24 protein-coding genes are annotated in these 25,049 nt (G+C 53.9%); 8 read left to right on the top strand and 16 right to left on the bottom strand.

Annotated features, from left to right (window positions below; genetic code table 11):
* Nucleotides 1-3: 3 nt before the first annotated feature.
* The 7 genes from GS636_RS20885 to GS636_RS20855 form a co-directional block, all read right to left on the bottom strand.
* Nucleotides 4-342 carry a TIGR01244 family sulfur transferase gene (locus GS636_RS20885; protein WP_171672316.1) on the bottom strand — a complete coding sequence of 113 codons (339 nt, stop codon included), beginning with the start codon at nucleotides 340-342 and terminating at the stop codon, nucleotides 4-6.
* Between the two features lie 19 nt (nucleotides 343-361).
* Nucleotides 362-1,243, bottom strand: a complete 882-nt coding sequence (locus GS636_RS20880; RefSeq protein WP_171672314.1) for an MBL fold metallo-hydrolase — start codon at nucleotides 1,241-1,243, stop codon at nucleotides 362-364.
* 37 nt (nucleotides 1,244-1,280) lie between these two features.
* On the bottom strand, nucleotides 1,281-1,709 hold the full coding sequence (locus tag GS636_RS20875) for a DUF6691 family protein (RefSeq protein ID WP_171672311.1): 429 nt from the start codon (nucleotides 1,707-1,709) through the stop codon (nucleotides 1,281-1,283).
* A 4-nt stretch (nucleotides 1,710-1,713) separates the two neighbouring features.
* Nucleotides 1,714-2,145 carry a YeeE/YedE family protein gene (locus tag GS636_RS20870; protein WP_171672309.1) on the bottom strand — a complete coding sequence of 144 codons (432 nt, stop codon included), beginning with the start codon at nucleotides 2,143-2,145 and terminating at the stop codon, nucleotides 1,714-1,716.
* An 85-nt stretch (nucleotides 2,146-2,230) separates the two neighbouring features.
* Nucleotides 2,231-2,902 (bottom strand): Crp/Fnr family transcriptional regulator, encoded by a 672-nt coding sequence (locus GS636_RS20865; protein WP_171672307.1) that lies wholly within the window; start codon nucleotides 2,900-2,902, stop codon nucleotides 2,231-2,233.
* A 382-nt stretch (nucleotides 2,903-3,284) separates the two neighbouring features.
* The gene (locus GS636_RS20860; protein ID WP_171672304.1) at nucleotides 3,285-4,592 is read right to left on the bottom strand and encodes a carbohydrate porin; all 1,308 of its coding nucleotides are present in this window, start codon (nucleotides 4,590-4,592) and stop codon (nucleotides 3,285-3,287) included.
* Nucleotides 4,589-5,308 carry a hypothetical protein gene (locus GS636_RS20855; protein ID WP_171672301.1) on the bottom strand — a complete coding sequence of 240 codons (720 nt, stop codon included), beginning with the start codon at nucleotides 5,306-5,308 and terminating at the stop codon, nucleotides 4,589-4,591. The genes GS636_RS20860 and GS636_RS20855 overlap by 4 nt, the downstream gene beginning before the upstream one ends.
* Before the next feature lie 451 nt (nucleotides 5,309-5,759).
* Between GS636_RS20855 and GS636_RS20850 the strand changes: the two genes are divergently transcribed.
* Nucleotides 5,760-6,506: a porin family protein gene (locus tag GS636_RS20850; RefSeq protein WP_171672299.1), complete on the top strand. Its 747-nt coding sequence runs from the start codon at nucleotides 5,760-5,762 to the stop codon at nucleotides 6,504-6,506.
* A 786-nt stretch (nucleotides 6,507-7,292) separates the two neighbouring features.
* Here the strand turns inward: GS636_RS20850 and GS636_RS20845 are convergent.
* From GS636_RS20845 to GS636_RS20835, 3 genes are all read right to left on the bottom strand, one after another.
* Nucleotides 7,293-8,291: a DUF1214 domain-containing protein gene (locus tag GS636_RS20845; RefSeq protein WP_171672297.1), complete on the bottom strand. Its 999-nt coding sequence runs from the start codon at nucleotides 8,289-8,291 to the stop codon at nucleotides 7,293-7,295.
* Nucleotides 8,292-8,305: 14 nt separating this feature from the next.
* A complete protein-coding gene (locus GS636_RS20840; protein WP_171672270.1) occupies nucleotides 8,306-9,358 on the bottom strand; it encodes a DUF1214 domain-containing protein in 1,053 nt (350 codons plus the stop codon).
* A 290-nt stretch (nucleotides 9,359-9,648) separates the two neighbouring features.
* On the bottom strand, nucleotides 9,649-11,553 hold the full coding sequence (locus GS636_RS20835; protein WP_171672267.1) for a DUF3604 domain-containing protein: 1,905 nt from the start codon (nucleotides 11,551-11,553) through the stop codon (nucleotides 9,649-9,651).
* 903 nt (nucleotides 11,554-12,456) lie between these two features.
* On the opposite strand from GS636_RS20835, the gene GS636_RS20830 reads away from it, so the two are divergent.
* Entirely contained in the window at nucleotides 12,457-12,867 is a 411-nt protein-coding gene (locus GS636_RS20830; RefSeq protein ID WP_371808762.1) for a hypothetical protein, read from the top strand.
* A gap of 80 nt (nucleotides 12,868-12,947) precedes the next feature.
* Here GS636_RS20830 and GS636_RS20825 read toward each other — a convergent pair whose 3' ends face one another.
* Nucleotides 12,948-13,853: a LysR family transcriptional regulator gene (locus GS636_RS20825; RefSeq protein ID WP_171672262.1), complete on the bottom strand. Its 906-nt coding sequence runs from the start codon at nucleotides 13,851-13,853 to the stop codon at nucleotides 12,948-12,950.
* Nucleotides 13,854-13,942: 89 nt separating this feature from the next.
* On the opposite strand from GS636_RS20825, the gene GS636_RS20820 reads away from it, so the two are divergent.
* From GS636_RS20820 to GS636_RS20800, 5 genes are read left to right on the top strand one after another with little or no spacing between them, the layout of a single operon-like run.
* Nucleotides 13,943-14,584 (top strand): class I SAM-dependent methyltransferase, encoded by a 642-nt coding sequence (locus GS636_RS20820; protein ID WP_171672260.1) that lies wholly within the window; start codon nucleotides 13,943-13,945, stop codon nucleotides 14,582-14,584.
* Nucleotides 14,585-14,629: 45 nt separating this feature from the next.
* Nucleotides 14,630-15,064 carry a DUF6326 family protein gene (locus GS636_RS20815; RefSeq protein ID WP_171672258.1) on the top strand — a complete coding sequence of 145 codons (435 nt, stop codon included), beginning with the start codon at nucleotides 14,630-14,632 and terminating at the stop codon, nucleotides 15,062-15,064.
* Between the two features lie 23 nt (nucleotides 15,065-15,087).
* Nucleotides 15,088-15,789, top strand: coding sequence for a DUF2306 domain-containing protein (locus tag GS636_RS20810; protein ID WP_253762944.1), 702 nt, complete (start codon nucleotides 15,088-15,090; stop codon nucleotides 15,787-15,789).
* 11 nt (nucleotides 15,790-15,800) lie between these two features.
* Nucleotides 15,801-16,187, top strand: coding sequence for an antibiotic biosynthesis monooxygenase (locus GS636_RS20805; RefSeq protein WP_171672255.1), 387 nt, complete (start codon nucleotides 15,801-15,803; stop codon nucleotides 16,185-16,187).
* Nucleotides 16,184-16,885: a hypothetical protein gene (locus tag GS636_RS20800; protein WP_171672252.1), complete on the top strand. Its 702-nt coding sequence runs from the start codon at nucleotides 16,184-16,186 to the stop codon at nucleotides 16,883-16,885. Before GS636_RS20805 ends, GS636_RS20800 begins: the two co-directional genes overlap by 4 nt.
* Nucleotides 16,886-16,918: 33 nt before the next feature.
* Here GS636_RS20800 and GS636_RS20795 read toward each other — a convergent pair whose 3' ends face one another.
* The 3 genes from GS636_RS20795 to GS636_RS20785 all read right to left on the bottom strand — a co-directional run bounded on the left by GS636_RS20795 (nucleotide 16,919) and on the right by GS636_RS20785 (nucleotide 21,929).
* Complete coding sequence (locus GS636_RS20795; RefSeq protein WP_171672250.1) at nucleotides 16,919-17,428, bottom strand: isopentenyl transferase family protein; 510 nt, start codon at nucleotides 17,426-17,428, stop codon at nucleotides 16,919-16,921.
* Nucleotides 17,429-18,035: 607 nt separating this feature from the next.
* The gene (locus GS636_RS22955; protein ID WP_371808761.1) at nucleotides 18,036-18,209 is read right to left on the bottom strand and encodes an SH3 domain-containing protein; all 174 of its coding nucleotides are present in this window, start codon (nucleotides 18,207-18,209) and stop codon (nucleotides 18,036-18,038) included.
* 237 nt (nucleotides 18,210-18,446) lie between these two features.
* A complete protein-coding gene (locus GS636_RS20785; RefSeq protein ID WP_171672246.1) occupies nucleotides 18,447-21,929 on the bottom strand; it encodes a phospholipase D family protein in 3,483 nt (1,160 codons plus the stop codon).
* 1,083 nt (nucleotides 21,930-23,012) lie between these two features.
* Here GS636_RS20785 and GS636_RS20780 point away from each other — a divergent pair.
* A complete protein-coding gene (locus GS636_RS20780; RefSeq protein WP_171672244.1) occupies nucleotides 23,013-23,438 on the top strand; it encodes an SRPBCC family protein in 426 nt (141 codons plus the stop codon).
* A 266-nt stretch (nucleotides 23,439-23,704) separates the two neighbouring features.
* On the opposite strand, the gene GS636_RS20770 is transcribed toward GS636_RS20780, so the two are convergent.
* Both GS636_RS20770 and GS636_RS20765 read right to left on the bottom strand, forming a co-directional pair.
* A complete protein-coding gene (locus tag GS636_RS20770; RefSeq protein ID WP_171672242.1) occupies nucleotides 23,705-23,941 on the bottom strand; it encodes a hypothetical protein in 237 nt (78 codons plus the stop codon).
* Nucleotides 23,938-24,891, bottom strand: coding sequence for a PhzF family phenazine biosynthesis protein (locus tag GS636_RS20765; RefSeq protein WP_171672239.1), 954 nt, complete (start codon nucleotides 24,889-24,891; stop codon nucleotides 23,938-23,940). The genes GS636_RS20770 and GS636_RS20765 overlap by 4 nt, the downstream gene beginning before the upstream one ends.
* Nucleotides 24,892-25,049 lie beyond the last annotated feature (158 nt).

The raw sequence follows: 25,049 nt of genomic DNA, 5'->3' as shown, positions 1-25,049 counted from the left end.
CCGCTACGCCGCAGTGTCTCGTCGTGCGTGCCACAGCATTGCAGCGCGCTGACCGCTTCGGCAGTAGCCAAGGACAGGCTCGGACAGTTCTGCCAACGCCTCAGAAAATGCAATGTGGTTCGCTTCTGTTGCGCCGGAGGGTTTAACCGGCACATAGCGAGATTGCAGACCTTGCGCCTTGGCGCATTCTTGGATCTGGCCAAAAGTAGGCTGCTCCTTTTGTTCGCCGTCAGGACGCACACAAATTAGCGAGCGAAATCCAAGCGTTTTGACTTCCGCCAAGTCATCGGTCTTCAATTGACCGCAAGTACTGAAGTCGTTGGAAATTTGGGTGATTTCCATCTCTCTCATCCTTTCAAAATCAGAGTTTGTTGACCGGAACCTTGAGCATGGGGTTGCCGTCCACGTCCGTTGGCACTTCACCCGCGCGCATATTTACTTGAAGTGATGGGATGATCAGCTTCGGCATTGCCAGCAGAGCATCTCGTTCTACTCGGAACTTGACGAACTCTTCTTTTGATTTGCCACCACCAACGTGGATATTGTGGGCTTTCTCATTGCCGACAGTTGTTTCCCAGGCGATGTCGCGCCCGTTTGGTCCATAGTCATGGCACATGAAAAGTCGTGTTTCGTCCGGCAGGCTCAGGACTCTTTGAATGCTATCGTAAAGCGTTGCTGCATCGCCGCCGGGAAAATCTGCGCGCGCTGATCCCCCATCCGGCATGAACAAAGTATCGCCCACAAAAGCCGCATCTCCTGCGACATGTACCATGCAAGCCGGCGTATGGCCGGGGGTGTACATTGTGAACACCTGCATATTGCCAACCGTGTACGTATCGCCGTCTTCGAAAAGCTGATCGAACTGGCTGCCATCACGCTGGAACTCGGTACCTTCATTGAAGACCTTCCCAAACGTGTCCTGCACGATCATGATTTTTGAACCAATGCCGATTTTTCCCCCAAGCTTTTGTTGGATATACGGCGCTGCACTCAAATGATCGGCGTGAACATGGGTCTCAATGATCCATTCCAAATTCAGATCTTGGCTTACGATTTGGTGGACGAGCTCGTCTGCGTGATCGTGAGTGATGCGCCCCGCCGCGTAGTCAATGTCCATTACGCTATCGACAATGGCACATGAGTTCGAGGTGGGATCCTTCACAATATAGCTGATGGTGTTCGTCGCCTCATCGAAGAAAGCCTGAACGTCCGGCTTGATGTTCATGTTCACGGGATACGTCATCTGATTGTACTCCAGGGAGGTTCAGGGAAATCGGTGACTACGCCGCCGACTGAACAGGACGCGCGAAAAGGAGCCTGCGCAGTACAAACCCGGCAAGAACGGCAACCAGAAAGAGAACAACTTCCCAACGCCCGGTACCAAGTGCCGGTATTGCAGCGCCGGGGCAGAAGCCTGCAATTCCCCAACCGATGCCGAAGAGAGCCGAACCACCAACCAATCGCTTGTCTACGGCCGTCGCGTTTGGGATCTGAAAACGCCCACCAAAGAGCGGCGTTGTTTGCCGCCAGGCAAGTCTGTAGCCGAAGAACGTGACCATGAGCGCACCACCCATAACAAAGGCGAGGCTAGGATCCCACGTCCCGGCAATATCGAAGAAATTCAAAACTTTGGCCGGATCCATCATGCCCGAAACAGCGATACCAACGCCAAAGATCAGGCCGGTAAACAAAGCAAACACAAGTTTCATTGCTTTATACTCCAAAGACGTGACGGATCAGGAAGACTGTGATTGCACCTGTGACCATGAAGGTCGGCACTGCCACCAAAGAGCGAACAGACAGCCGAGATAGTCCGCAAACACCATGCCCTGACGTGCAGCCAGATCCGAGACTGGCGCCAAGACCGACGATCACACCGCCGATCACGATCATAATCGGGCTGACAGGTACTGTAAGTTCAGGCATTGCACCGGTCGCAGCGTAGATCAGGCCCGGTGCGAGCATCATTCCCACAACCAAGGCTGTTCGCCAGGCGAATTCCTCGTGGTTTTCTGGGAATGCCAAGCCAGACAATATGCCCGTTGCACCCATGATCCGTCCCAGTCCGAGCATCAAAAGCACGGATCCAAGTCCAATTGCGAGCCCCCCTCCAAATGAGGCGATCGGCGTAAACACGGTTTCCATCAGGCGTCTCCGGTTGTTCATGTTGCAACCTGATTACCGGTCGGCACCTCACTCTTCAGTGACAATGTCACTTAACGCAAAGAATTCATGCGCTGTTCGCCAAACGCTCCAGTTGAGGTTTGTTCCGGAGGGTGATCCGCCCCCTCGTCTGAAGGATAAGTCCTCGCTTCTGAAAATCATTCAGTATGCGTGAAACGACCTCACGCGCTGTCCCTAACTCGTTTGCTAAAGCCTGATGCGTCGCCTGGATTTCGGAATGGCCTTCTCCTAGCGCCAAAAGGCGCTCTGCCAGTCGAACATCCATTCTGCCAAAGGCGACATCGTCTACTACGCGCAAAAGATCAATCAACCGACGAGAATAAGCCGAGAAAACGAAACCGCGAAAACTGTCTTCTTCAGCAGCCAGCCTATCAAATGAAGTTTTAGGTAATGTGATAGCAGTGACGTCAGTCTCCGCAATACCCTCAGCATTATAAGCTTCCTCGGACAGCATGCAGGCGGTGGTCAGCACGCAGCTCTCTCCAGCTTCAACGCGATACAGCACGATTTCTCGCCCGGCATCAGAACTTTGAGAGACGCGTATGCGGCCGGCATGCAAAAACATCAGACTGTCCGGGATGTTGTCGGGTCCAAAAACTTGCTGACCCTGCTTGTATGAAACCACGCGTGCTTCATGTAGAAGCTTATCCCTGACCCGCCGAGGTAGATTTCTGGTGCCAAGAAAGCTTTCGGTCCAATCTCCGACAGTTGTCTTCAATTTATGTCCTATGCGCTGTGCGTTCGGTTCACTGGTTCCCCAAAAAGATGCGGTGGCACGCGATCTGGATCAATGGCTCTCTTCGTTTTTCTAACCAGCTAGATCCGAGCATCGCCCAACATTGACCCGCCCGACTTGCCATTAACGCACGGTTCAGCGCTTTGGCCGCTTCGGACTCAAGGAAGTCATCTGAGTTTTTCATTCAGATGACGGTTTGGGAGCGGATAGCGGTCATTGTTGGTAGTCATTCCGAGGGAATTCGCCTGAAGGTCTGTATTAAACGGCAGCGGACTTTCGCTGAATTCTGCTGAACGGCAGAGTTGCGGACAAAGCGGCCGCTGCCATTTCAGCAAATTACCAATGGGTGCAATCATTCAGGACGCTAGAACGTAACTCTAAACCTGACGCTTGCTGTCAGGACGTCGTCAAGTGCAGTTGTTGCCGCCGGATTCTTAACCCATTGAATTGACGGAGTGATGACAAAATTCTGAACCAAGGTCAGGCGGTAAAAGGCTTCTGTAGTGATTTGCTCCCGCAATGCCGGGTCTGATGGGTCACCCCAACTTACTCCTATGCCAAGCACATCACTTGCCGCACGGTGTTTGGTATCGAAAGCGATACCCAATCCGGCAGTCACATCCGTTTTCATGATTGATCCGTTGCCGTCGGAATGCCCTGCAATGAAAAACGGGAACCACTTGTCGTCGTATAGGCGGCTCGCAAGGAATGTAACGCCTTTGGATTCCGGTACGCCTTTCGCCACCAATGCGTCTTGATGCCAGAGTTGAAGACGGACCACATCCCACCGACGTCTGTCACGAGTGGTAGGCCAGTAGCGAAACTCAATAGATTTGTAGAACTCGCCTTCTTTTATTGTATCGAACGGGTTTCCTGCTGTCTTAGCATTTGCGTCGTGAATGCCAGCGACCACACCGAAGTTAGGAGTAAACTCGTATGCAACTCCACCGCCTATTCCCCGGCCCGGTGATGGCTTGGTCAGGCTGCTCTGCAACGCAAGGTTTTGAAAACCACGTAAGCTCGATGAAAGAGCATGACCATTGTACCAAGACAAGGCGCTTATTTTTCCAAACACAAACCGAAATTGTCCATTCAACAGAGATTGACGCCAAGCCAATTCAGTGAGTGCAAATCCAAAATCACTGAACCCTCCCGAAGGGGTCAAGCCTCCATACTGTGACGCCAAACTCGTTGGTGGAATTGTTGTACCCAACGTGGTTCGTTCTTCTAGTCGAAAAGTCAGCAGGCCCGGATTATTCGTTCCTCTTCCAGCAAGTTCCCAAGACCCCTGCAATTGAAGACGCGCTGCGGCTGCATCCTTTTCCCCAAGCGTCCTGTTTAACTCTTGGCGTAGGGACTGATAGCTGAATTGTAATTTTAGGCCGTATTCATCGTTAAGTCGTTTTTTCCAAGAAAACCAAGGAGAAAAGAACTCTTCCACTCTTGGGAAGTTAAGAACCCCATCAACTCGCTGATCATCGATTGCCAGGTCTTCAGTTACACTGTCACCAGTTTCCAGATCCGCCGAAGGTCCGTACCCTGACAGAGTGTTGGATTGACTATTTGATGCTCCTTGCGCAAGGGAAGAACTGCTCCAGCAACTTAGAAGAACAATTCCAAGTGCGCAGGTTGTTAAAAGTGACAGCGCGCGCAATGCAGCCGGGGCACTCATTGTGAGCTTTTGTCAAACAAAGTGTAGTACTGGTGAAGATCGTCACCAACCATCTGAACAGGTGCATCCGTACTTGCTTCGACGATAACACTCTTGTCGGGAGTAGTGATCTCGAAACTCCAACCCTCCGCCGGAGTCAATTGATCAGCAAGATTTCCGGGATCGCCATTCTGCACCTTTGCCCCATATGCGTTTAAGACATAGGTATTGCCCTTGTTGTCGACCAACTCATACATTGGCTTACCGGCTTCGAAGACCATGGTCTGCTTCTTGGAACTCGTGAAACCAACGTAAGGGTCAGACCCTTCTCCAGCTCCGAGAGCTGATATCGGCAGGGTGGCTGCGTACCGCGCATCTATTCCGCCAAATGACTTCGTATCGCCAAGTTGAAGGGTTTGTTCGTCCATCGCCCAAAACTTTGGACCGTTCAGTTGAGCATTCTTGGCGTCATTCTCTTTGGCGAGAGCAGTGATATCTAGCGACTCCCATTTGTCTTCTGAACAATCACTTGACCCTGTTGTATTATAGATCACCACCCGATCATCGTAGATCAAAAGAAATTCACAATACCGCATTCCACGAATGTCTTTGATAGTGAAATCTTCCAAAGCTTGTTCGGCGCTGGCGTAACTCGCGAAGGTTGTGATAAAAAGAGCTACTGCCATAACAGGCTTGATAAGCGGTTCAAACAGGCGACTTTGATAGCTGAAAAACATATCTTTACACTCCTTCTGCCGTCACTAAGACCAGCAAACATTAGCATTTTTGAATGCAGAGAGGCTTGATATCGATCAATAGGTTCAAAGAGCGAAGATTGAGCCAGTCGTTTGAACCCACCCGGATACTTTCACTCGTACGCTATTAAATACGTCAGTTATGGCTCGGAGTGGCCGTTCGCGGCACCAGGCCTGAATGACAGCTCTGCGGACGATTCTGATATTCGTTGCCAAGCAGAACTGCTTGAGCGTTTAAACAATTTCTCCACAAACAATGACACCTAAGTTGCGAGCAATTTTGAACGGCATGAAAATTTGGAAAAGCGCGGTCACTGGGTCTTATTGATTCAGATCAACGCCATAACTCTCATTCACATCAGAATGCTGGAATACAAATTCGGGCCTTCGCGTTTAAGAGGATCTTGCAGCCAGTGATTTTTGGGAGGGTACTATGCAACGGCTACCTGCACGGAAGACCGCATTATTAAGTTCAGCACTTATTTTAGCGGCACCGATGGCAGCGCATTCCAGCGACTGGAACTTCGAGGCCACTATTTATCTGTTCATGCCAGAGACCGAGACATCGCTGGATACTCCACGAGGCAACATCGATGCCACGCTCAGTTTTTCGGATGCGCTAAGCAATTTGGACCTTGCATTTATGGGTACAATTGCTGCTAGCAATGGGCGGTGGAGCTTGCTAGCTGACTACAACTATACCGACATTTCTTTTGGAGATGACACACCTGGACCAGCGTTTTCCGGGTTGGACACATCACTCAAGACGCAGTTTTTGAGTGGCTATGTTGGCTACCGTGTCTATGAAGATCCATCCGTACAGGTAGACGTTGCAGGAGGTTTCCGGTGGTTTAGTACAGAAACCCAGTTCACACTGTCACCCGGAGCGTTGCCCGGGCGTACAACTTCTGTGGACGCAGACTGGACTGACCCTGTTGTCGGAGCCCGTGCTCGGTTTAAATTCTCAGACAGGTGGACCGGCACGGCGTTTTTAGATTATGGCGGATTCAGCAGCGACAGCGAGACTTGGCAAGTATTGTTGACCGCGGATTACTCGATAAACGAAAGATGGATGATTAGAGGCGGATTTCGCTACATCACGTTCGATCACGAGATCAACGGCAACGACTTTACTTTCAGTCAGTCGGGGCCGGTTATCGGTGCGACGTACCGCTTTTGATTAGCACCCGAAGAACTGTGTGCAATTGTGCGTGCATGACACGGATGCGATAGCGCAACACGAAGCAATGGATTTGCAAAGATTGCTGTTTCCGCGGAAGCTTGAGACAGACAGTTCTTGTTTGGGCCAGTAGCAACTATTCCCTCGATTACGCTGGATGTCCACTTTGTAGACGATACTATCATTTGTGCGGCAGGGCCCATAGTTTACTATGCAATACTAAACCCGAGTACTTCTAACGGGTGACATTCAAACAAATGATGGCCTCTTGGCGACGCCACTCACTCTACGTCACCAAGAGGCGAACCAGACAAATCTGGCAAATGCGTGAGCAACAGAGGTAATACAAATTTGCCACGCGTTCGAATACTTGAATCCAAGATACAACAATTCAAGGATTTTACGCGCGGGAAGAATATTTTTATCGCGCGGACTATGCTTGCGTGAGTATTAGATCTCTCAGTCCTACTTTTGAAGGTAGGGGCTTGCTATGCAGGTAGTTGGTTACCAATTGGGACAACACTGTTGTGCAGCAGTGGCCACACCAATCAGGTTGACTTCGCTTGCCCAAATACGCGTTGCAGATAGTCTGGGCAGTCCCATGACCAGACTATGGCTCGCGCTGTCTGTCATCCCAGATCATGACGGCGCGGGTATTTGGATCACCACCACGTTTTGCCTTGCCTTTAGCGCGCGAACACTTGGACACCAAGTGGCTGCAAAGCAGAATTCAGTGGTTTCTAAGTCGCGCACAGCAGCCACCTAAAAACCAGCTTAAATGCCCTCTTAATCAGACGGCTCGATTGCAGGAAAGGACCAATTTCCGTTCAAGATCTCTTCACGAGGTTCATATAGCCGAACAGTGTAGTTCCAGCCTGGCGTGATCGGTATGCAATTCGCGCGCCCATCTTCGCACGCGCCGAAATTGATGGTAATGCTGCCGTCGGTATTGGCTTCTGCTGTAACGTTGTTGAGACTGTTTCGACCGAGATCGTTTGCTTCCAGATATCCGTCGGCGTTGTAGACCGTAATCGACCAGAACGCGTCAACCGGGACTTCATTCACCGTCACCGAATGTGGTGTTTCGCCATCATTTGCATCGACGCTGTCGATTTCATAGAGCGCAGCCGTTCGCGGCAGTCCGCCCCAGCCGGCAGCGGCTCCAACCAAATGATCGATGGGCCTGGTCTCTTCCTCAGTGCCAAACGAGTAGAAGCTGCTGAATCCCAGCTCGGCAAGGTTGCTTAAGGCAATGCGTGCCTGTGCCAGATCATTCAGATCCCAATCCGGCGCTTCGAACGGACCTGCCCCGCCTCCAGTCACGATAAGACTGTCCTGAGCGGCATGTGTCGCTATCACGTCGTCAGGATCGTTGGCGTCCATGAATATCCGTACAGTCACATAGGCAAAACGAGAACCAACGTTTTCCTCGGTCAGGTTGTAGGTCCCAGGCGCGGTTTCGACGAACATGTAGTGATCCTGATTGATCACATGCATCGAGATGTATCGCTCGCCCAGATCAGGCAGAGTGAATTCAACCGGATCGGATAGGTCCAAGACGATCCCGGAGTAGAGTGTGTCCTGGTTCATCCGGATAACCGGTTGATTGTCAGGGGTTGTCGGTTTGCGAACGTGGATCAATTCCCCAACACCCGCATCAAAAGCGGCCATGTTGGCACGGAACATATGATCCGTCTCCGCCCGGACAAAGTTGCCCAGCGTCACTGGTTCGGCAACAGCCAGAGATGGGGCCAGCAGTGCAATCGGAAACAATTTCTTCAACATCATTGGCCTCCTTCTCAGTTCACATGTTGCGCGGTGGGAAATGTCCAGCTTCCATCTAGGACCTCCTGACGGGGGCGATACAAGCGCACCACGTAGTTCCAGCCTTCGGTGATGGGCAAGCAATTCACCCGCCCGTCGTCGCAGGCTCCAAGATGGATGGTCATACTTCCGTCAGCATTCTGCGCGCCGGTGACGGAGTTGATGCTGTAGGAGTTCAGAGTGTTCGGTTCATAGAAGCCTTCGGCATTATACATGCTTACCGACCAGAAAGCGTCCACCGGTACGTTCTGCGGCACCTCGATCTTGTACGCGCCGACGGGCAGACCTGGGAAAAACGCGGGGTAGAACGCTTCCTTTTCCGGCAGCCCGCCCCAACCGGCAATCGTGCCGAGCATGTGACGTATGGGGTGGACGTCTTCTCGTTTACCGAACATGCGTGAGCTGTCTGGTACGAACCCGAGGGCACCGAGCGGCAGCAGCTGTTCGACTACCGCCTCAAAAGCTTCGTCATCGTAGTTCGGGGCCACGAACGGGTTCGATGCGTTGGCCTCAATTGTTATTGTGTCCTGGATCATATTGACGGCCGCCACGTCCTCTGGATCTGCGGCATCGACCAGCACGCGAAGATACACAATCACGTACGGGGTGTCGAACGTTTCCATGTCGAGGGTATAGGTGCCGCCACCGAAGAACACCTCGTTTATAAAGTGGTCCTGATTGACGACCATAGCCGTCATGTACCGATCCGCAGCTTCGGGAAGGATCAAGGTCGCGCCCTCGCTGATATCGACAACCGCGGTGCTATAAAGTGTGTCGCGATTCATCCGGATCGTCGGTTGGTTTTCGACGGGGGTCGGTTCCCGGAAATGGTAGAACCGATTGATGCCACCCGCGAGCGAGACATATTTTTGAAACTCAAGGTCTGTGGCCGCCCGGATGAAATTGTCCGCGGTGATCGACACTTCCACGCTCTCGATCAGACCCTCAAGGGTATTGGTCGTCGTTTGCGCTTGCCCGTTTGTTCCGACAATTATTGCCAAAGCCAAGGCAATTTGACTTACTCGCATCGCGATTTTCCCCCACATCCCAATAGCAAGCCAATATGCGCGTTTGACCTCAGAATTCTTTGACCTGCGTCAAGCTTTACGCCCCAAGAACACGCCGTTGGATTCGATATGCAAATTCTTTGGATTACTTAGCGAAGCCGGAGTGAGAAATGTCATTTCCTGCTGTTTGACGTATGTCGGCAGAGGGTTTCTGGGGAAAATTCGCTCTGGTCTCATTCCGATCATTGGTTGGATTTTGTCCAAACGGTCACCTCTCGAGGACAGACTGGACGAACATCCAATATCAAATATCAGCGTCCCGGCGCATACCAAATCGGAGAGGTATAAGCTCGCTCTTGGTGGACCATCACAGCGTCTTCAGGCAACTCGAGGTTGCCATAGAAAGCTTCATCATAAGCTAGCCATGTCGGCGTCGGGATTTCTAAAACGCGGACGTAGTAATAGACACGATGAGTTGGGTCGAACTCAGGATCCACCCAATGAGCACCAAGAGCAGCGGAACCAATGGTGTTTGTATAGTCCGCGCCGCTAACAGTGTTCCCTACGGGTGGAAGAATGCCGTCAGCGTTGGGCGCCCGGTCTCCAGCCCAAGCGGCGTCGAAAACCTTCGTCTGGGGTTCGCCATTCGCATCGACCCAACCCTTAACGATTTGAATGCGGTCCAGGTTCGCCCCGTCGGGGTCGCGGAGAGCACGAACCATAAAGCTGGGTGCAGAACCTTCGGGTCCGTCAAAAAGATCAGCGCCCATAGGGACGCCACGGGCATATCCTTCGGCTGCGAAGTCGGGCCGATGAACCTCCTCTGGTTCAAAGTCCCATCCGGCAAAAACACGCACGGTCATTCGTGGACCGGTTGTGGCATAGACTTCCTTACGCTTAAACGCATCCCAGATAGCTTCTCGAGTATTCTCTCTCGCCCAAGCAGCAGCGAGACCTGAGGCGATGGTCTCGTAGTGTTTGACCGTGATTTCGTCGCCAAGGAAATCTGGCTGGATAAGGTTCTCAGAAATGCGGTCTTCAATTGCGCTTGGCTCTGCCATCGACGCCTTGCCGAAATAGTTGTCTTCCCGTGCCGTCGCGAGCGACGTGTGACTGTCTGTCGAACCAATCATGCCGAACTTGAACGGGTTAACGCCGATCTCTTCCTCGTATTTCAATCCCCTCGCCAAAGCGTCCCGGGCATATTCGCGCGGCAGCATCTCCGGTGTCTTGAGTTCGGTCCCAAAGTTCCCGCGATCCCAAGTACCGTAACCGGCGAATTCGTCATTAGGTGAGAGCATGGGATGCGCCTCACCATCACCCTTGATCTGAGTGACCTCGTACAGCGGTTCCCACCGCATTCGCCTTTCAGCGTAGGCAGCATCCAAGGGTTCGCCATTTGCACGCGCGTCGTCGAACATCAGGCCGTTAGAGAGGTTCCCGTTGTGTGGAAAGGCCATGACCTTCCCACCCGTCCGCGCCTCGTACGCCTCCATCCAGTCCCACAGGTCCTCGGGATCCGAGCTGTCATAGTTGGAGAATGGGACAATGTCCGCGACCTTGTCGGCACCGTCACGGAACATAACGACCCGGTGGAGGTTGTTTGCATTGGTAACTGACGTCCACTCAAAGCCATTCAAGGCCGTGAATACACCGGGCTCGTTGTAGTACTCGGCGGTGTCGACAATACGGTTGTAAAATGTCCGCGTAAGGTCGTCGTCATCCAAAGGATCCGTGTTCACCATCATAGACTCGCCCCAAAGCACGTAGGCTGACAATGGATCGCCCGCCTTCACCAGATCATGGACCTGACGACCCCACGAGTTGGCTAAAAGCTGTGGATTCGACTCCGAAATCATGGGAGCCAAACCAAGATTTTCGGCGTGGTCAGCTACAACGAGAAAGTCGAGTGGTCGCACGAGTTGAGCGTAATCGCCAAGCGAAGCTCGAACCTTTTCGCCACGAGCGAAGCGGAACGCTTCATCTGGCCCAAGCGCATTGCCGACCATTCCTGCATCCGTTGAATAGGACGTGTGCAGGTGGGTGTCTCCCCAGAATACCCGGTTGGGAAAGGACTGGTCGACAAATGGCGAATAATGTTGCGCTCCAAGCCTTACGCCCTCCGGATCAATCGCCACATCACCCACATAGGACTGGGCCAACCCTGCTCCGGTCATTAGGGCAGTCAAACTCACTCCAGCAAGCACTAGTCTCATCAAAGCCTCCCGTTACGCCGCGACATCTGATCGAGGGTAACATATTACTGGGTTATTAGTTTGACTTGGATCACGAAAAGATTGCCCTGGTGAGATTGGTTGCAACTTGGGTGAGCGGGATTGGCCGAGTTGGCAGGGGTCGCAGCGCCAAAGGCCAGTTATGAAATGGTGTTGGGTGTCGTCAAAGAGCCGATAGCGTCATTTGGAGGCAAATCGGTTGAACTACTGGCTGTAAAAGCAGGGAGAAGTCACTCTATCGTTGTCTTGTTTGACCCTCAGCGACCAGTGTCCGCAATTGAAGTAGACACTCTTTCGGATGAACTGGAGCAGAGTCTGCGACAGAAACTTAAACACGCGAACATATTGACTGTGGTAACTTCTTCGAGCGGAGATTCAGAAACGCATTAGAGATTTGATCCTCGCTTTTAAGGTTTGCCCAATTCCGCATTGGCTGTTGTGAAGGTCAGCTTTGGGCTGCGACAAGCCAATCATGCAAACCGCAGAGTACGGCGGCTTCGAGCCCATGCTGGTCATTGGACGGCGTGCGGCGAAGGTCCGCTTTTTTCATATTTCCCAAATCTCGCCTCCAAATGTGCGTTTTGAGAGTGGGCATTCACGGGGGCGCGCAATATTCAGACATGGAAAATTTGGTCATCACGGCACATGTGAGCATGATCAATCTTGGGAACGCAGTTCACAGGCCGAAGCCTCGATGAAGCCTAGTGCGTCAACGATGACCATGAAGGCGTAGCCCTGAGTTTCGGTGCTCTCTTTCAGTTTTACCATGATTGTGCGCCTAGGACCGCAGTAGGCATAAGATCGACGCTAAAGGAACTTGCCTTGAAGAACGACATTGCATTTGTCCGGCTCACGGAAATTGAACCAAGTGAGATTGTAGCGCACATGTCTGACCCTCGGGTAGCAGAACACATGCCGCTTTTGACATTCGCGTGGGATCTTAAGGTCGCGGTCGGTTTCGTCTCGAAGAAGGAGGAATATTGGGCGCGCGACGGTCTTGGGCATTGGGCGTTTGTTGTCGATGGCAGGTACGTCGGGTGGGGTGGCTTTCAGAAAGAAGGCAACGAGTGGGACTTCGGTCTCGTCCTACGACCGGAGGCGTTCGGACTGGGCCGCCGCATCACAAGGAAAGCCATTGAATTTGCTATCGCTGACGACCGAATTCCTTTCGTGACGTTTCTGTTGCCGCCGTCTCGCAAAAACCTGGGCGCGCTTCGCAGGCTTTGCGCGAGGCAGATTGACGAGGTCAAGTATGATGGGGAAACCTTCCTTAAATTCCGTCTTGAGACAGAATGACCACGGCGTTCGACGTCTGGGCATCAAGTGGGACACTCACCTTTCAACCTGACGGGACGCAAGCGGACGGCGGGTGCCAATTATTGCGCTTTTCGCATGGCATCGGACAGGCCGCGCGCGAGCAAATCGAAGACGATCCTTATGCGGCGGCTGGTCTGTAACTCTCGGTGGGTCACAAGCCAGATGGGGAACTGCAGCGACGGAAACTCGGGCAGAACTTTCTCGATCCCGGGTTCTTCGTCACCGAGAAGTTCGGGCTGCATCGACACGCCGTAACCCGTTTTCACAAGCTCCCATGCAACCACGCCACTTTCGCTGGACATAACGAAACGGTCAGCGTGAACAGGAATGCCCATGTTGTGCAAAGGCGCCAAAAGCCGTTCAGGATCGGCATTGCCCACGAAGTCATACGCAGCCACATCCCGCGGCGTTTTGGGGCGGCCCATCCGATCGAGGTAGGATGTCGCGGCATATAGATTTGCCCGAAAGTCACCAACGTGTCTCGCTATCAAGTCCGGTTGCTCTGGCCGCACATGGCGGATCGCGATATCGGCCTCTCTTTGAGTGAGGTTCTGTATGTCGCGCGACGCAACGATCCTCACTCTGATGCCGGGCGCCGTTTGGCGCAGTGGCACCAGAAGACCTGGCAGCATTGATGCAGAAAACAGGTCTGTCGCGGTCACAGTGACTTCTCCGGTGACTTCCTGCGATTTGCCCTCCGCCACCATGGAGATCAGCGTCGCCGCTTCGCCCATGGCCTGGACGTGATCGAGAAGATCACGACCGGACTCCGTCAGCTTCGGCCCGCGCACGCTCCGCTCCACGAGCGTGACACCAAGTCTCGCCTCAAGCTCGGTGATCTGCCTGCCAATCGTTGGCTGGGTCGTCTTCAGAACCCGAGCTGCACCGCTGAACGAGCCTTCCTCGACGGTGGCTAGAAAGGCCCGCACTTGGTTCCAGTCAAAGGAGATCGCATCCCAGTTCATGCATGGGCGTATATCAAATGTAAAAATCCAGACAATTCATAGTTTCTCAATGCACAGCTAAGTGAGCGTCAGTCAAGGAGACGCTCACCATGCAAACCGCAACGTTACACACAGAGACAGGGAAATTCTGGGACAGGATCGCCCCGAAATACGCAAAGAAACCCGTCGCCGATCCGGCTGCCTATGAAGAAAAACTCGACCGCGTTCGGGCGCTCTTGCGCGCCGAGGACCGCGTTCTGGAGATCGGTTGTGGGACGGGGAGTACGGCTCTCAGCCTCGCCCCTACGGTGGCCGAGATCACAGCGACGGACATCTCACGCGGGATGATCGAGATCGCCGAGGAAAAACGCGCTGCCCCTGGCATCGAAAACGTCGAGTTCCTGCAAGCGGATGCCACCGAGGTGTTCCCGGAAGCGCCGTTTGATGTCGTCATGGCGTTCAGCTTGCTTCATCTCGTAGACGATGTGCCGGCAGTTCTTGATGCAGTCTTTGGGCAGCTCAAACCCGGCGGCTTGTTCCTGTCAAAGACTGTTTGCCTCGGAGACACGCATTATGGTTTGCGGCTCTTCGTTCGGTCGCTCGGCGCGCTTGGGTTTGCCCCGCCCGTTACGATGCTGCGCAAGGCCGATGTCAGCCAGGCGCTCATCGCGGCGGGCTTCGATCTGGTGGAGTGCGGGTACTTCGGCAAAGGCCGCCTAAATCCCTTCATCCTCGCGCAACGTCCGGCCTGATCCGGACCGTTACCAAAACCATCAAGCAAAACGAAAGTCAGAAACATGCGAAACGTAGACCTTCCCCAAAACCCGCGCACCCTGTTGTCGGCGCTTTGGGTCTTTCTCCTGATGAACATTATCTTCCGCGATATCCATCAGTTCCTCTCACCCGGCTACATGGACTGGGTTCTTGCGGGCGAGATACTCGGCCAGCAGATCACCGATGAGCTGCTGCTCTACGGTGGGTTTGCCGTGGAGGTAATGATCCTCATGGTGCTTCTGCCCCATGTCCTTCCTCGCAGAGCGCTCAGGATCGTGAACACCTTTGCCATTCTGTTCACAGCAGCCCTTGTCCTGTTCACCCCACTAATCGACCCCGACGATGTATTCTTTCTGATCATTGGTCTTGCGACACTTCTGGCAATCCTCTGGTTCGGATGGTCGCGGTTCGCTCCCCCGGTGGCGTCCATGCACCCCCCGATCACACACTCCGCCTGACCTCGCGCGTCCGGTGGTCTCGTATGGCCGCCGGCTCCCAGCCCTCAAGGAAAGTCACCCTCAAAATGCACGTCCTGACCCGAGGCGAATGGGCATTTCTCGTCGCCATTTTTGTCTACTCTTTCATCCCGTCCGTGGTCGGCTTGTTGCGCATTCCCGAGCTTCTCGGCGGCCCGATGCTTATGCCTTCAAACCCGCGCGCCGTCACCGAGCCGGTGCCGATCATCCTGCACATCCTCGGCAGTGCCGTCTTCTGCCTTTTGGGTGCGCTGCAATTCCTGCCCAGCTTGCGCAAAATGCGCCCCCATCTTCACCGCAGACTAGGTTGGTTTGTCGCGGTCGGAGGGGGGATCAGCGCGCTCACCGGGCTTTGGATGACGATTGGGTACGCGTTTCCGCAGGCGCCACAAGGTCCACTTCTTTTCTCTGCGCGGATCGTTTTCAGCCTGGGGATGCTGGGCTTCATCGTCTGGGCCGTGTTTGCCATCCGGTTCCGAAACGTTTGTCGGCACCGTGCTGCCATGCTGCGCGCATACGCTATTGGTCAGGGGGCCTCCACACAAACCGCGCTCTTCTTGTTGGTGATGGCCTTCTTTGGCACCGAGCCGCTCGGTTTTGCCCGGGATGTTCTGATGGTCGCCGCTTGGGTGATCAATATCGCGGCCGCAGAAATCCTTATCCGACGGGTGTTCGTGCCAAGGGGTGCGATCTCCAAGGCAATGTGAGCCGATGACCGGTGGCCGACCGAGCAATCAAAACCGAGCAAAACTCAATCAAAAGGAAGAATACTATGCAGAGTGAAACCGTGGAGATCGCGCAGATCCGTTTGCGACGGGGTGTGACAGAGGAGGATTTCCTTGCCGCATTCCAGCGGTTTGTTGACGGCTTTGCACGTCAGCAACCGGGTTTTCTGAAATGCAGGTTGTTGAAGAAAGAAAATGGGGAGTTCGTGAACCTCGTTCATTGGGTGACCCGTTCGGATGCTATCAACGCGTTCGATCGGGCCACTCAGAACGCCGCGTGCCTTGCCTTTTTTGAGCTTCTCGAAGTGGACGAGGCGGATGCCAGCTCCGGCGTTGAGTATCTAACGACGATACTCTCTGAACCGGCAGGTTTTCGATGACTGCTCAGCTCTCACGTCTGTCGTTTTTCTTCGGCGGGTTCTGGTGGCCCCTGTTCTTCCGGGTGGCGTTCTTCGCCTTGCTGGCCGGCGCGGCCAACCTGTTATTGGTCTCCCAGGCGCCATACGCTGCGAGCATCTCCGATCTGACCAGCGGGACCGTTTGGAGCATCGCCGTGATGCTTGCTCTTTACGTCCTGTTGCTTTCGGTGCCCTTTGTGCCCGGGGCTGAGATCGGCCTGGCGCTCCTCGTCGGTTTCGGCGCTGTCATGGCATGGCCCGTCTATGTTGCGACGGTTCTGGCACTGTCGATTGCTTTCGGCGTTGGGCGCCTTGCGTCCCAATTCCAAAACGCTCGGGTTGCTGGCGCGGCTGATCCAGCGTCAGACGCATTGGCGAGATTTGGGCAAGGCGTGGCAGGTCGCCGCTGGCTCCAACGATTGCGCCGCTTTCGATGGCTTGCCATCGCCCTGCTGATCAACATGCCCGGCAACACCGTCATCGGCGGGGGCGGCGGCATCGCGATGGCCGTGGGCTACAGCAGAGCCTTCCCCTATCTGGCATTCCTTGCATGCAGCGCCGTGGCTGTAGCGCCGGTACCAGCCATGGTTCTGCTCGCGGAGCATTTTGGGTTCGGGTTTCGCTTTGACCTGTGGCTCTGCAGTTTCACGGATACACCAACCAGAACAGCGGCAGACTGATGATGCCAAGAGTGACCTCTTGGCATCAAAGTCTCAGACCAATTCCATGAATCGCCTGATGTCCCCGGGGGAGCGCAGGTGAAAAACGGTCTTCTTGGTTTTATACTCATCCACCGCTTTTCGATACCGCGGCGTCAGTTTTTGGTGACACAGCCATATCGTGCGATAGCTCCTCACGGTGCTTTTCCACATGGGGCTGCCCTCGGGCCAGCCTTCGGGGGTTCTGAGCAACCCTTTGAAAAAGCGCTTGGTTACCCACCAAGCGTGAACAGCAAGCGGCAAATCCAAGTAAACGAGTGTATCTGCAGCCTCAAATCGCTGCCAAGCAGAGGGAACACTTCCGAAACCATCGATGATCCATGTGTCTTGTTCGAGGACTCCCGCATGGGCACTCAGATACTCCTCATGGGGAACAGGTGCGCCGCCGGGGCTATACTCGATCAAATCGAGCGTCACCAATGGCAGCCCCGTTTTCTGGGCGAGATAACGCGAAAGGGTCGATTTCCCGGCCCCGGTATTTCCAAATATAGCGACTTTTTGCATCTTGCTTCCCGACTTGATTTCAAATGGCCCTGAGAAGAAGCAGAGATAAAAAAACCGCCACTTTTTCAGGGCGGGTCCGATAAGATTTGCACAAACGACATCCCACCTCATTCAAGGAATGAAGCGAATAATCTCAACGGTTGTGGTTTGCATTTGTGACCTCATGCGTGGGTAGTGTGCGCTGCATCGGTCGTTGTCAATAGCTTTAGTCAATGACGCTGGTTTCACGATGTTATCCTGTGCGACCAATGCTGAAACACCAAACCGACGGCACCTTAAGGCTGGCAACCGCTCATGCGTATCTCGGCGATCCACAAAGCCGACATTATTGCAATGTCTGCATTGTCCGCGGACTGTGAGATCGCAAGAGCTCCGAGTTTGCAGTCGCGGTGAATGACGGTTTTGGCGGGCCGCAATGCAGCGATGAAGGTTGTTGGCCAATGGCGGGTTTGGGCCGTTCTCATCTTTTATAGTAAATAAGATCAACTCCATTGTGGTACGTAAGCCAGTTCAATGCTTTTGTTGAATGGCACCTATCGAATGGAGAGAACATTTCAGCTGACATTACATGGTCGCTGAAAAGATTGCGGCGCTGAAAACTGTCTGACTATATTTTTTTTAAGTATGCCCAAGAGACATACCCCTTAAGTCTACGCGCACGCTCTAAAGAAACACGGCACCAACGAGTGGCACCGGTCTGTTCGCAGCTGTGAACTCGTAAAGCGGTTCCATTTGGAAGACCAACGATCACATTGAATCCCGTTCCAGGTCCACTGCGCATTTTTAGCATGTCACCGTTTTCGACGCCAAACACCTCGTATCGTCCGAGTGACGCGGCCGCGGTCGGTTCGACGCCCATGATGGTTCCTAGGAACAAAGCCGCTAGGGGTACGAAGATTGCATTGCGCATTGCGATGTCCTGCTTTTTGCCTCAACTTTGATCGTAGCGATTCAAGTCACCAAGAGGAACAACTCTTACCTAGGAACACGCAATCAGATGGTGAAAAAAGACGAATTCTTAGTCGGAACGAAACACCACGGCGACCCGATCCAGAATATGAGTGTTGGCGTTTCGCGACGCTTGTTCCGCCGCGGTGAATAATTCCTGCATCCGAGAACGCACCAATGAAAGTGTCTTTGACGGTTGTCGTGCAAAGAAGTCATAGATTGCGTCGATACCTAGATAATCCGGTATCTCTCTCTGCTCAGCGCTACGTTGGCTGACATCCTTTTTGGCTTCAATCCAGAATGAGTCGAGTTCCTGGGCCCAGGATTCTGAGAGCTTTTCCAGTGATGGCAGAGTCAGGTGCCCGAACCGGTTGTAGCCCTGATTCTTTGAGGGGCCGGACGCCAGAAATCTATCCAAAGACTCCAAGAGTGAAACCGTTCTTTCGGGTCGGATATCCCAGTGTACCAGGCTTTCCAAAGTTGGTTGTAGACCCTCGATCACGGAACCCAACTCTGCTTCTGTCGGTCGGACCCGGTGTTTCCCTGCCTTAACGGTCTCGCCATAGGCATCACGCAGAAGCCTCGTCACTTGTGGTTGATCCCGGATGATTTCCTGGCGATCATTGATCTCGCGAACGGCCAACAATCGTGGTGGCAAATAGGACGCTTCGACCAGCGATGGTGAGCGCCCGCCAAGCGCAATGATGGTCATCGGTGACTTGCCGGCCAGAATACAAAGCTCAGCGCCCCAAAGACTTTGAGGCTTGATGCGCTCCATAGACTGGAGGAGGTCGTCTGGCAGTTTACGCCGCATGCCTTCGACCAGATCATAGAGGTTGTTTCGGCGAAGTGGCCGTGGCTTCTCGTGTTGCTCCAAAATCAGGTCCGTCAGGTCGCCGGCAGAAAACTCGAGATACTCGTCTGCGAGATCTGAAGCACCGACGCCCGAAAGTAGGGCGATGGATTCGATACGGTCGCGACCTTTCTTGTCAGAGGACAGAACAAGCCCAGGAAGATCGAACGTAGTGTAGGTAATCTTGGAATGTGGACTATCGATACGGTCAATCCGACCAAGGCCCTGGAGCAAACTCTTAATGTCTGAGGTCACGCCGACAATTCCGAGGGCGCGTGCACGCTGTAGGTTGATGCCCTCTGCCATTTGAAAGGTCATGAACATGGCGCGGCGATGGTCGTCGGATGCCTTCTTGCCGTCGAGAGCTAAGTATTCTTGGGCTTCAGCGCCATTTCGGGCGACGGTAATCCCGGTTCCGGGACCCAATTTGTGATTGGCAGCCACGAGGATCACGTCGGGCTTGGGGCCCTTCCGGGAGGAGAGGAGGCGTGCATAGACTTCCAAAACACCAATCCGCTCAGAGAGGAAAATCACTTGCCTATGCAGGTTGAGCATCTCTGCCATATGTTCGGCGCGCTGCTCATCAATCGCATCAAGTACCGAGCTTTGCAGCAATTCCCCGATACGGTCACAGATTGGCGTAGTCGTCCGTTTGTCGAGGGGGAGTTCGCCGCTCTTTGGTATGATCGTGATTGTTGCGGTCTTCCCTCCGCGACTTTCACGCTCGGATCTCCTAAGGCTTTCGCCGATGGATTTTGGGCCGCGCCCATCTGCGTCTGCAGCGCGTCTTCGTTCCCAATCCTCTCGTGCGAAGGTGATCGACGACCTTAAAATCGCCAAGAAATTCCGAATGTGGATGCGGGCTTTGTCGTGAAATCGGACCTCTGTGTGGCCCGCTCGTTTCGGGTCGGCAGATACAAGTGTTGTACCCGTCGAAATGCTCTCGGCGAGTTTTCTGATTTCATCCAGAAGGGCTGATTGCTCGGACGTGAGATTGGCGTCGATCCGGATGCTCTCGATCTCTGGATATGCAAAGACTCCTGGCCCGCGTTTTTTGGATTCTCCAATGCAATGCCGCTGACGCCTAACGACGTAGGGCGCCAGTGCGTCCGCCATGTCGGCCTGGATTTCGCGAGGATCTAACCGTTTGCCTGCAAGCCGTTCTTCGGCTTCCTGAATTGGTTGTGCGAGGTCTGCTTTGGACAGGAACATGTCATCCATGCCCGACCGCTGACGGTCATCAAAGTTCTGCCGAAATTCGCGTAGTGCATTCAACTCTGATGCTCTCTCGCGTCCGCGTTTTAGATTGTCGTTGATCGTTTCCGTGATTTCGGGGGGCACATAGATCGACGCACGTCGTTCATGGAAGGCGAGCAATCCGTCCAAGCCCTGGTTTCCCATCAGTGTCGCGGACAAACACGATGTCCAGATCGCAGGGCTTTGTTCGAAGACAAGGGAACGCCTCGATGGCGCGAGGTAGCGGGAATTAAGTCGATGGCTCTCGTCGACGATCATGGACGCTGCCGATCGCGCGCCTCGGTTTATTTCTCCGAGTTCTTCGGCTTCATCGTCTTTCTTCCTTGATAATTGGCTATGTTTGATAAGGTTGAGGTTCGTGGGTTTGATTTTGTTCCAGTTGTTAAGAACGCTTGCGGGAATAATACCGAGCGCGCCATTTCGTGTTTGATCAGGGCGTTCACTGCCGTGTCGGAGCACGACGCTGGAGTGCATCGTCGGCAAAACTGTGGCCAGGTGTTTACCGATATCGGTCTTTCCTGCACCAGTCGGAGCCTCTACGAACGCGAACCCGTGTTCATACGTTGTGCCAGCTGCCTCGTAGACGAGATCGGTCTGAAACGGCAGCGGCGGACGCCCAGCCGCGCCGTCACCGCCGACACGCCAAGGCGCAAAGGACGTCATTTCGTGGACTGTTCGAGCAACGGCTTCTTCAGCGCTCACTGGTCTCAAAAGTGCCCGTAAAATTTCGAGTGCTTGATCCGTCCAATCTGTGCCGAGCGTCCAAAACTCTTCTGCGGCCTTACGGCGCGTTGCAGCGAGATCAGGGTACGCTTGCAGATCGTCGACGTACTCAAGATTGCGACTTAGGCCGCCAACCGAAAAGTTGGCACTGCCCGCGAGCACGCCGACGTCACTGGCGAAGAGCTTTGCGTGCAACATCGCGTGGGAACGACCAAAGCGCTCCTGAGCAAGCTCTGTGTCGAAGATACGAAGAGAAATAGCGCCGGATTTGATCGCATCGTAGGCTAGAACAGCCCGCAACTCGTCGAGCGAACGCAGCGAAAGCCCACGTGTTTCGAGAAAGTAATCGCGGGCTTGTTCAGACAACCCACGGTCACTTCCGTTGAATCGCCTCTGGTTGTCAGTATTCGTCCCAAATATGATCCGGATCGTTTTGGGAGTTTCTGTTGCTATGCGCGGCCGAACTCTAAGAATGATGGACATCGCGGACAGGAAGTCCTGGTATCCGGTAACGACGAGAGCATCTGAGCCATTAAGAGTGCGCTCAACGAGCTTTCGGACCGACCGGTCCCCATTTGTTGCCCAGACTAGCTCGCTTTCCCCACCGCTATCGATTGCTGGCGCCGTTTCAGTACCGGCGCTCACAGTTTCCTGGTCGTGTTCCTTTGAACTACGAAACAAAAATCTTGATATGAAACTGTCTACTTGCTCGCGCGCCATTCCAGTAACCTCAAGTTCAGTCTATCGCGGGTAGAGAATTGGCCAAGTGCTTGATTTCCATAGTGTGATGAAACTGACTTGTTGAGCTATCTCGGATTTACAGCCCAACGCAATGTAGGATCAGTTTTTCGAGGATTTTCGTGCGTGCTTCTTTGAGCCTCGTCACGTGAGCTGCAACAGAAGTTCGAAATGCACAGTTTCCTATGCAGACCAAATGGCGGAATTTTGAAAGCCAGGATAAGTCTGGGAGCTGGCTGTTATGCGAATCCTGTGGGAGATGTCTCAATTGTTGATCCTAACAGCCAGCGTAATTCTTGTTTCCGCTTGCAGTAATCGTATAGGTGCCGCCTCTTGGACCGGTATAACATTGTGAAGCTGACGTTCTAACTGTCGCAGAAGGTCGGCGGTATTGTGAGATACGCCTGATTTGAGTGCCCCACTCGCAAGCAAGTCCGTCACCATCTCCATCCAGGTTGTACGGATCGGATATGGGGCCGCCAGAAGCCAAGAAGAATTTTTGTGCCGCCGCCCCACTGGAGAAATCGCCACAATCGTAGTCAGCTCCAGTCACAGAGTTTGAAGGGGAGCCGGAGCGTTCGTAGGTCTTGGTTCCGAACGTCGAAAGGCTCACTTGACCGTAATTCCCCAAGTTGCATTGGCTCACCCCTCGGACAGCCAACTCCGCTTCAATCATCAGCTTACCTCTCGAAGTGGTTTGAGGTAACAAGTAGGCTGAACACAACTTAAAGGTTGATGCCTGTGCAACTCGCGATGACAGTCGCTCAGGCGATTGAATGTCGGCAGTGCAAGCAGCTAAAATCAAGATTATTAAAGAAAAAGACTTCCGCACAACAATTCCCTTTGGTTAAAATCAGAACAACCTTAAGTGTATTTGGTTTTCCAGACTAGGCTTATGCCCAAGTGAAATGTTTTGCCAGCTTGGCGCCCCTCGTGTGGATCAATTGGTCCTGGTAGGGAAGCAGAGCAAGAGCGTCATCCTGACGTCATGTCGAACATCCCATATGAAGATTGGGCTAGGTTGCCATCGAGGATCAGAATCTTTTCCCGGGAATTGATTTCGCAATGTCATTGGACAGACGGGCTGAGTTTGCCGACAATCGCGTCATGGAACTGACGGCAACCACACCTGTCCACCTGATCCATGTAGATCCAGACGTCAACATGGTCTACACCGTTCTGCCCAACACCCAAATGTTAGTTCAGCAAGATCATTTCATGTGGTTTCACATCGAGCCAGTTTCCGAGGCCAAAACACGGTTTCGTATGGCGACCGTCGTTCCAACTGATGCTCCGCGTACCGAAGACATGGAAAAACACTGGCAATTGAATCACCGAATATCCCTGACAGCGCTTAAAGAAGACTTCGAGATTGGGGAAGAGATCCAAGCAGGTTTTGCATCACGCGGCAATCCCACGCATCTGTTCGGCCGATTTGAAGGCGCGCTCAATCGTTTCAACCTCGCGGTTGAAGAGATGATTGCAGGTTAAACCGCGAAATTGCCTAATAAGGGTTTTCGAACAACCGAGAACTTTGCAACACAACCGACAACAAACGCTGAAATCTATATGCTCGCCGATCCAACTCCAAAGATTGCGACACATCCCTCCTTGCTCAGTTTATAGGCAAATGACATCTGCCTGAAGCCCAAGGTGTGGTAGGCTTCGTCCATGTCGACATCGCTGCGCAGAGCGTTCGTGCCCTCAAGATCAAAGCTGATCGCAAGACATCCTGCCTGCTGCGCGGCTTTGATGCCTCAAAAGCCGAACACCAGCCGGAACCGCTCCGGCGAGGCGAGAATACACCGTCGGTAAGCGGTCAGAACGGCTAGGGTTTCGTGGCGCGGTAATACGTCGAACCCGACAATGATGCCGAGATAGTCGGCGTGTCGCATCCGCCATTCGTCGAGAACGCTCAGATCATTGCGTGGCGGGAGAAGGATGCCTGCGGGTGCGTCCCAGATTAGGGTCCGGCGCAGGAGATCCACTGTCATACCATGTTTCTCGGATTAATATGCCCGCTGAGAACCCGGCTCGCCACACCACCCACCCGGATTCGGTTGATCACGCCATTTTCAGCGTCGATAAGCGTGGTGATCTGGCTGGGTCTGCCGATCTCAATCCCCTGTTCTGCGCGGATTGTCCAACAACCTGGCGAAACCGGAGGCGTCAAACCCACCTGCATGAGGTATCCGGCAAGCGCAGCATTAGTGGTGCCTGCGGCGGCAGATTCAGCGACGCCGACTGCTGGGCAGAAATCCCGCACGTGGAGGTCCGCTGCAGGGTCGATTGTGTCCAGCGTAAAGGTAGCAACGGTCTCAATCCCGTTGCGCCGACAGAAGGCCGCCAGTTCGGGAAAGCTCGGATTCAGCCGCCCGATCGCGTCGAGATCGTGGAACGGCAGACACAGGTGTATGAAATCCGCAGAAGCCACCAAGATCGGCATGGTGTCGGGAACATCGCTGACCCGCGCGCCCAAAAGACCGGCGAGCTCCTCAAGATCCAGTTCAGCAGAGGTATAGCGGGCCGGGGTCACGTCCAGCATCACCTCGACCCGCCCTTCCCTTGTCTGGTGATAGGCGACTGTGGCGCTGCCCTTGGGCAGGGACAGCGTGATCTCGCGCCGCCCCGTGCCGGGTGCGGGCAACAGCCCGGCATCCACCAAGCTGGTCACCAGGCACATCGTGCCGTGCCCGCACATCGGTAATTCCATCACGGTCGAAAAGAACTGGACCTCGACCTCTGCGCTTTTGATGGCGCTGACAAAGGCGGTTGCCGGGGCGCCGATTTCCCGCGCAATCCGTACACGCTGCGCGCGCGGAACCTCTGAGGCGTTCAGCACCACCGCGCCGGCGCTGCCAGCATAGGGCGTTGAGCAAAAGGCGTTGTACATGGAAAAGGGCAGATCGCCTCTGCTATCTTCTGTGCCGGTGAAATCCTGCATCCGGGCATTCCCCGCCGAGCTGTTTGTTTCCCGGGTTTACCCCGGGATGTCATGTCGGATCAGCGCATTGCGCTGCTTCCCTCACATAACGGTTCTTTGTTCTACATGCGCTGGGACGAGGGCGCGGACGAGGTCTTTCATGTTGAGGATGCCGACCT

Source organism: Ruegeria sp. HKCCD4884, from assembly GCF_013110855.1.
Classification (GTDB): domain Bacteria; phylum Pseudomonadota; class Alphaproteobacteria; order Rhodobacterales; family Rhodobacteraceae; genus Ruegeria.
This window is presented reverse-complemented; position numbering and strand designations above follow the sequence as displayed.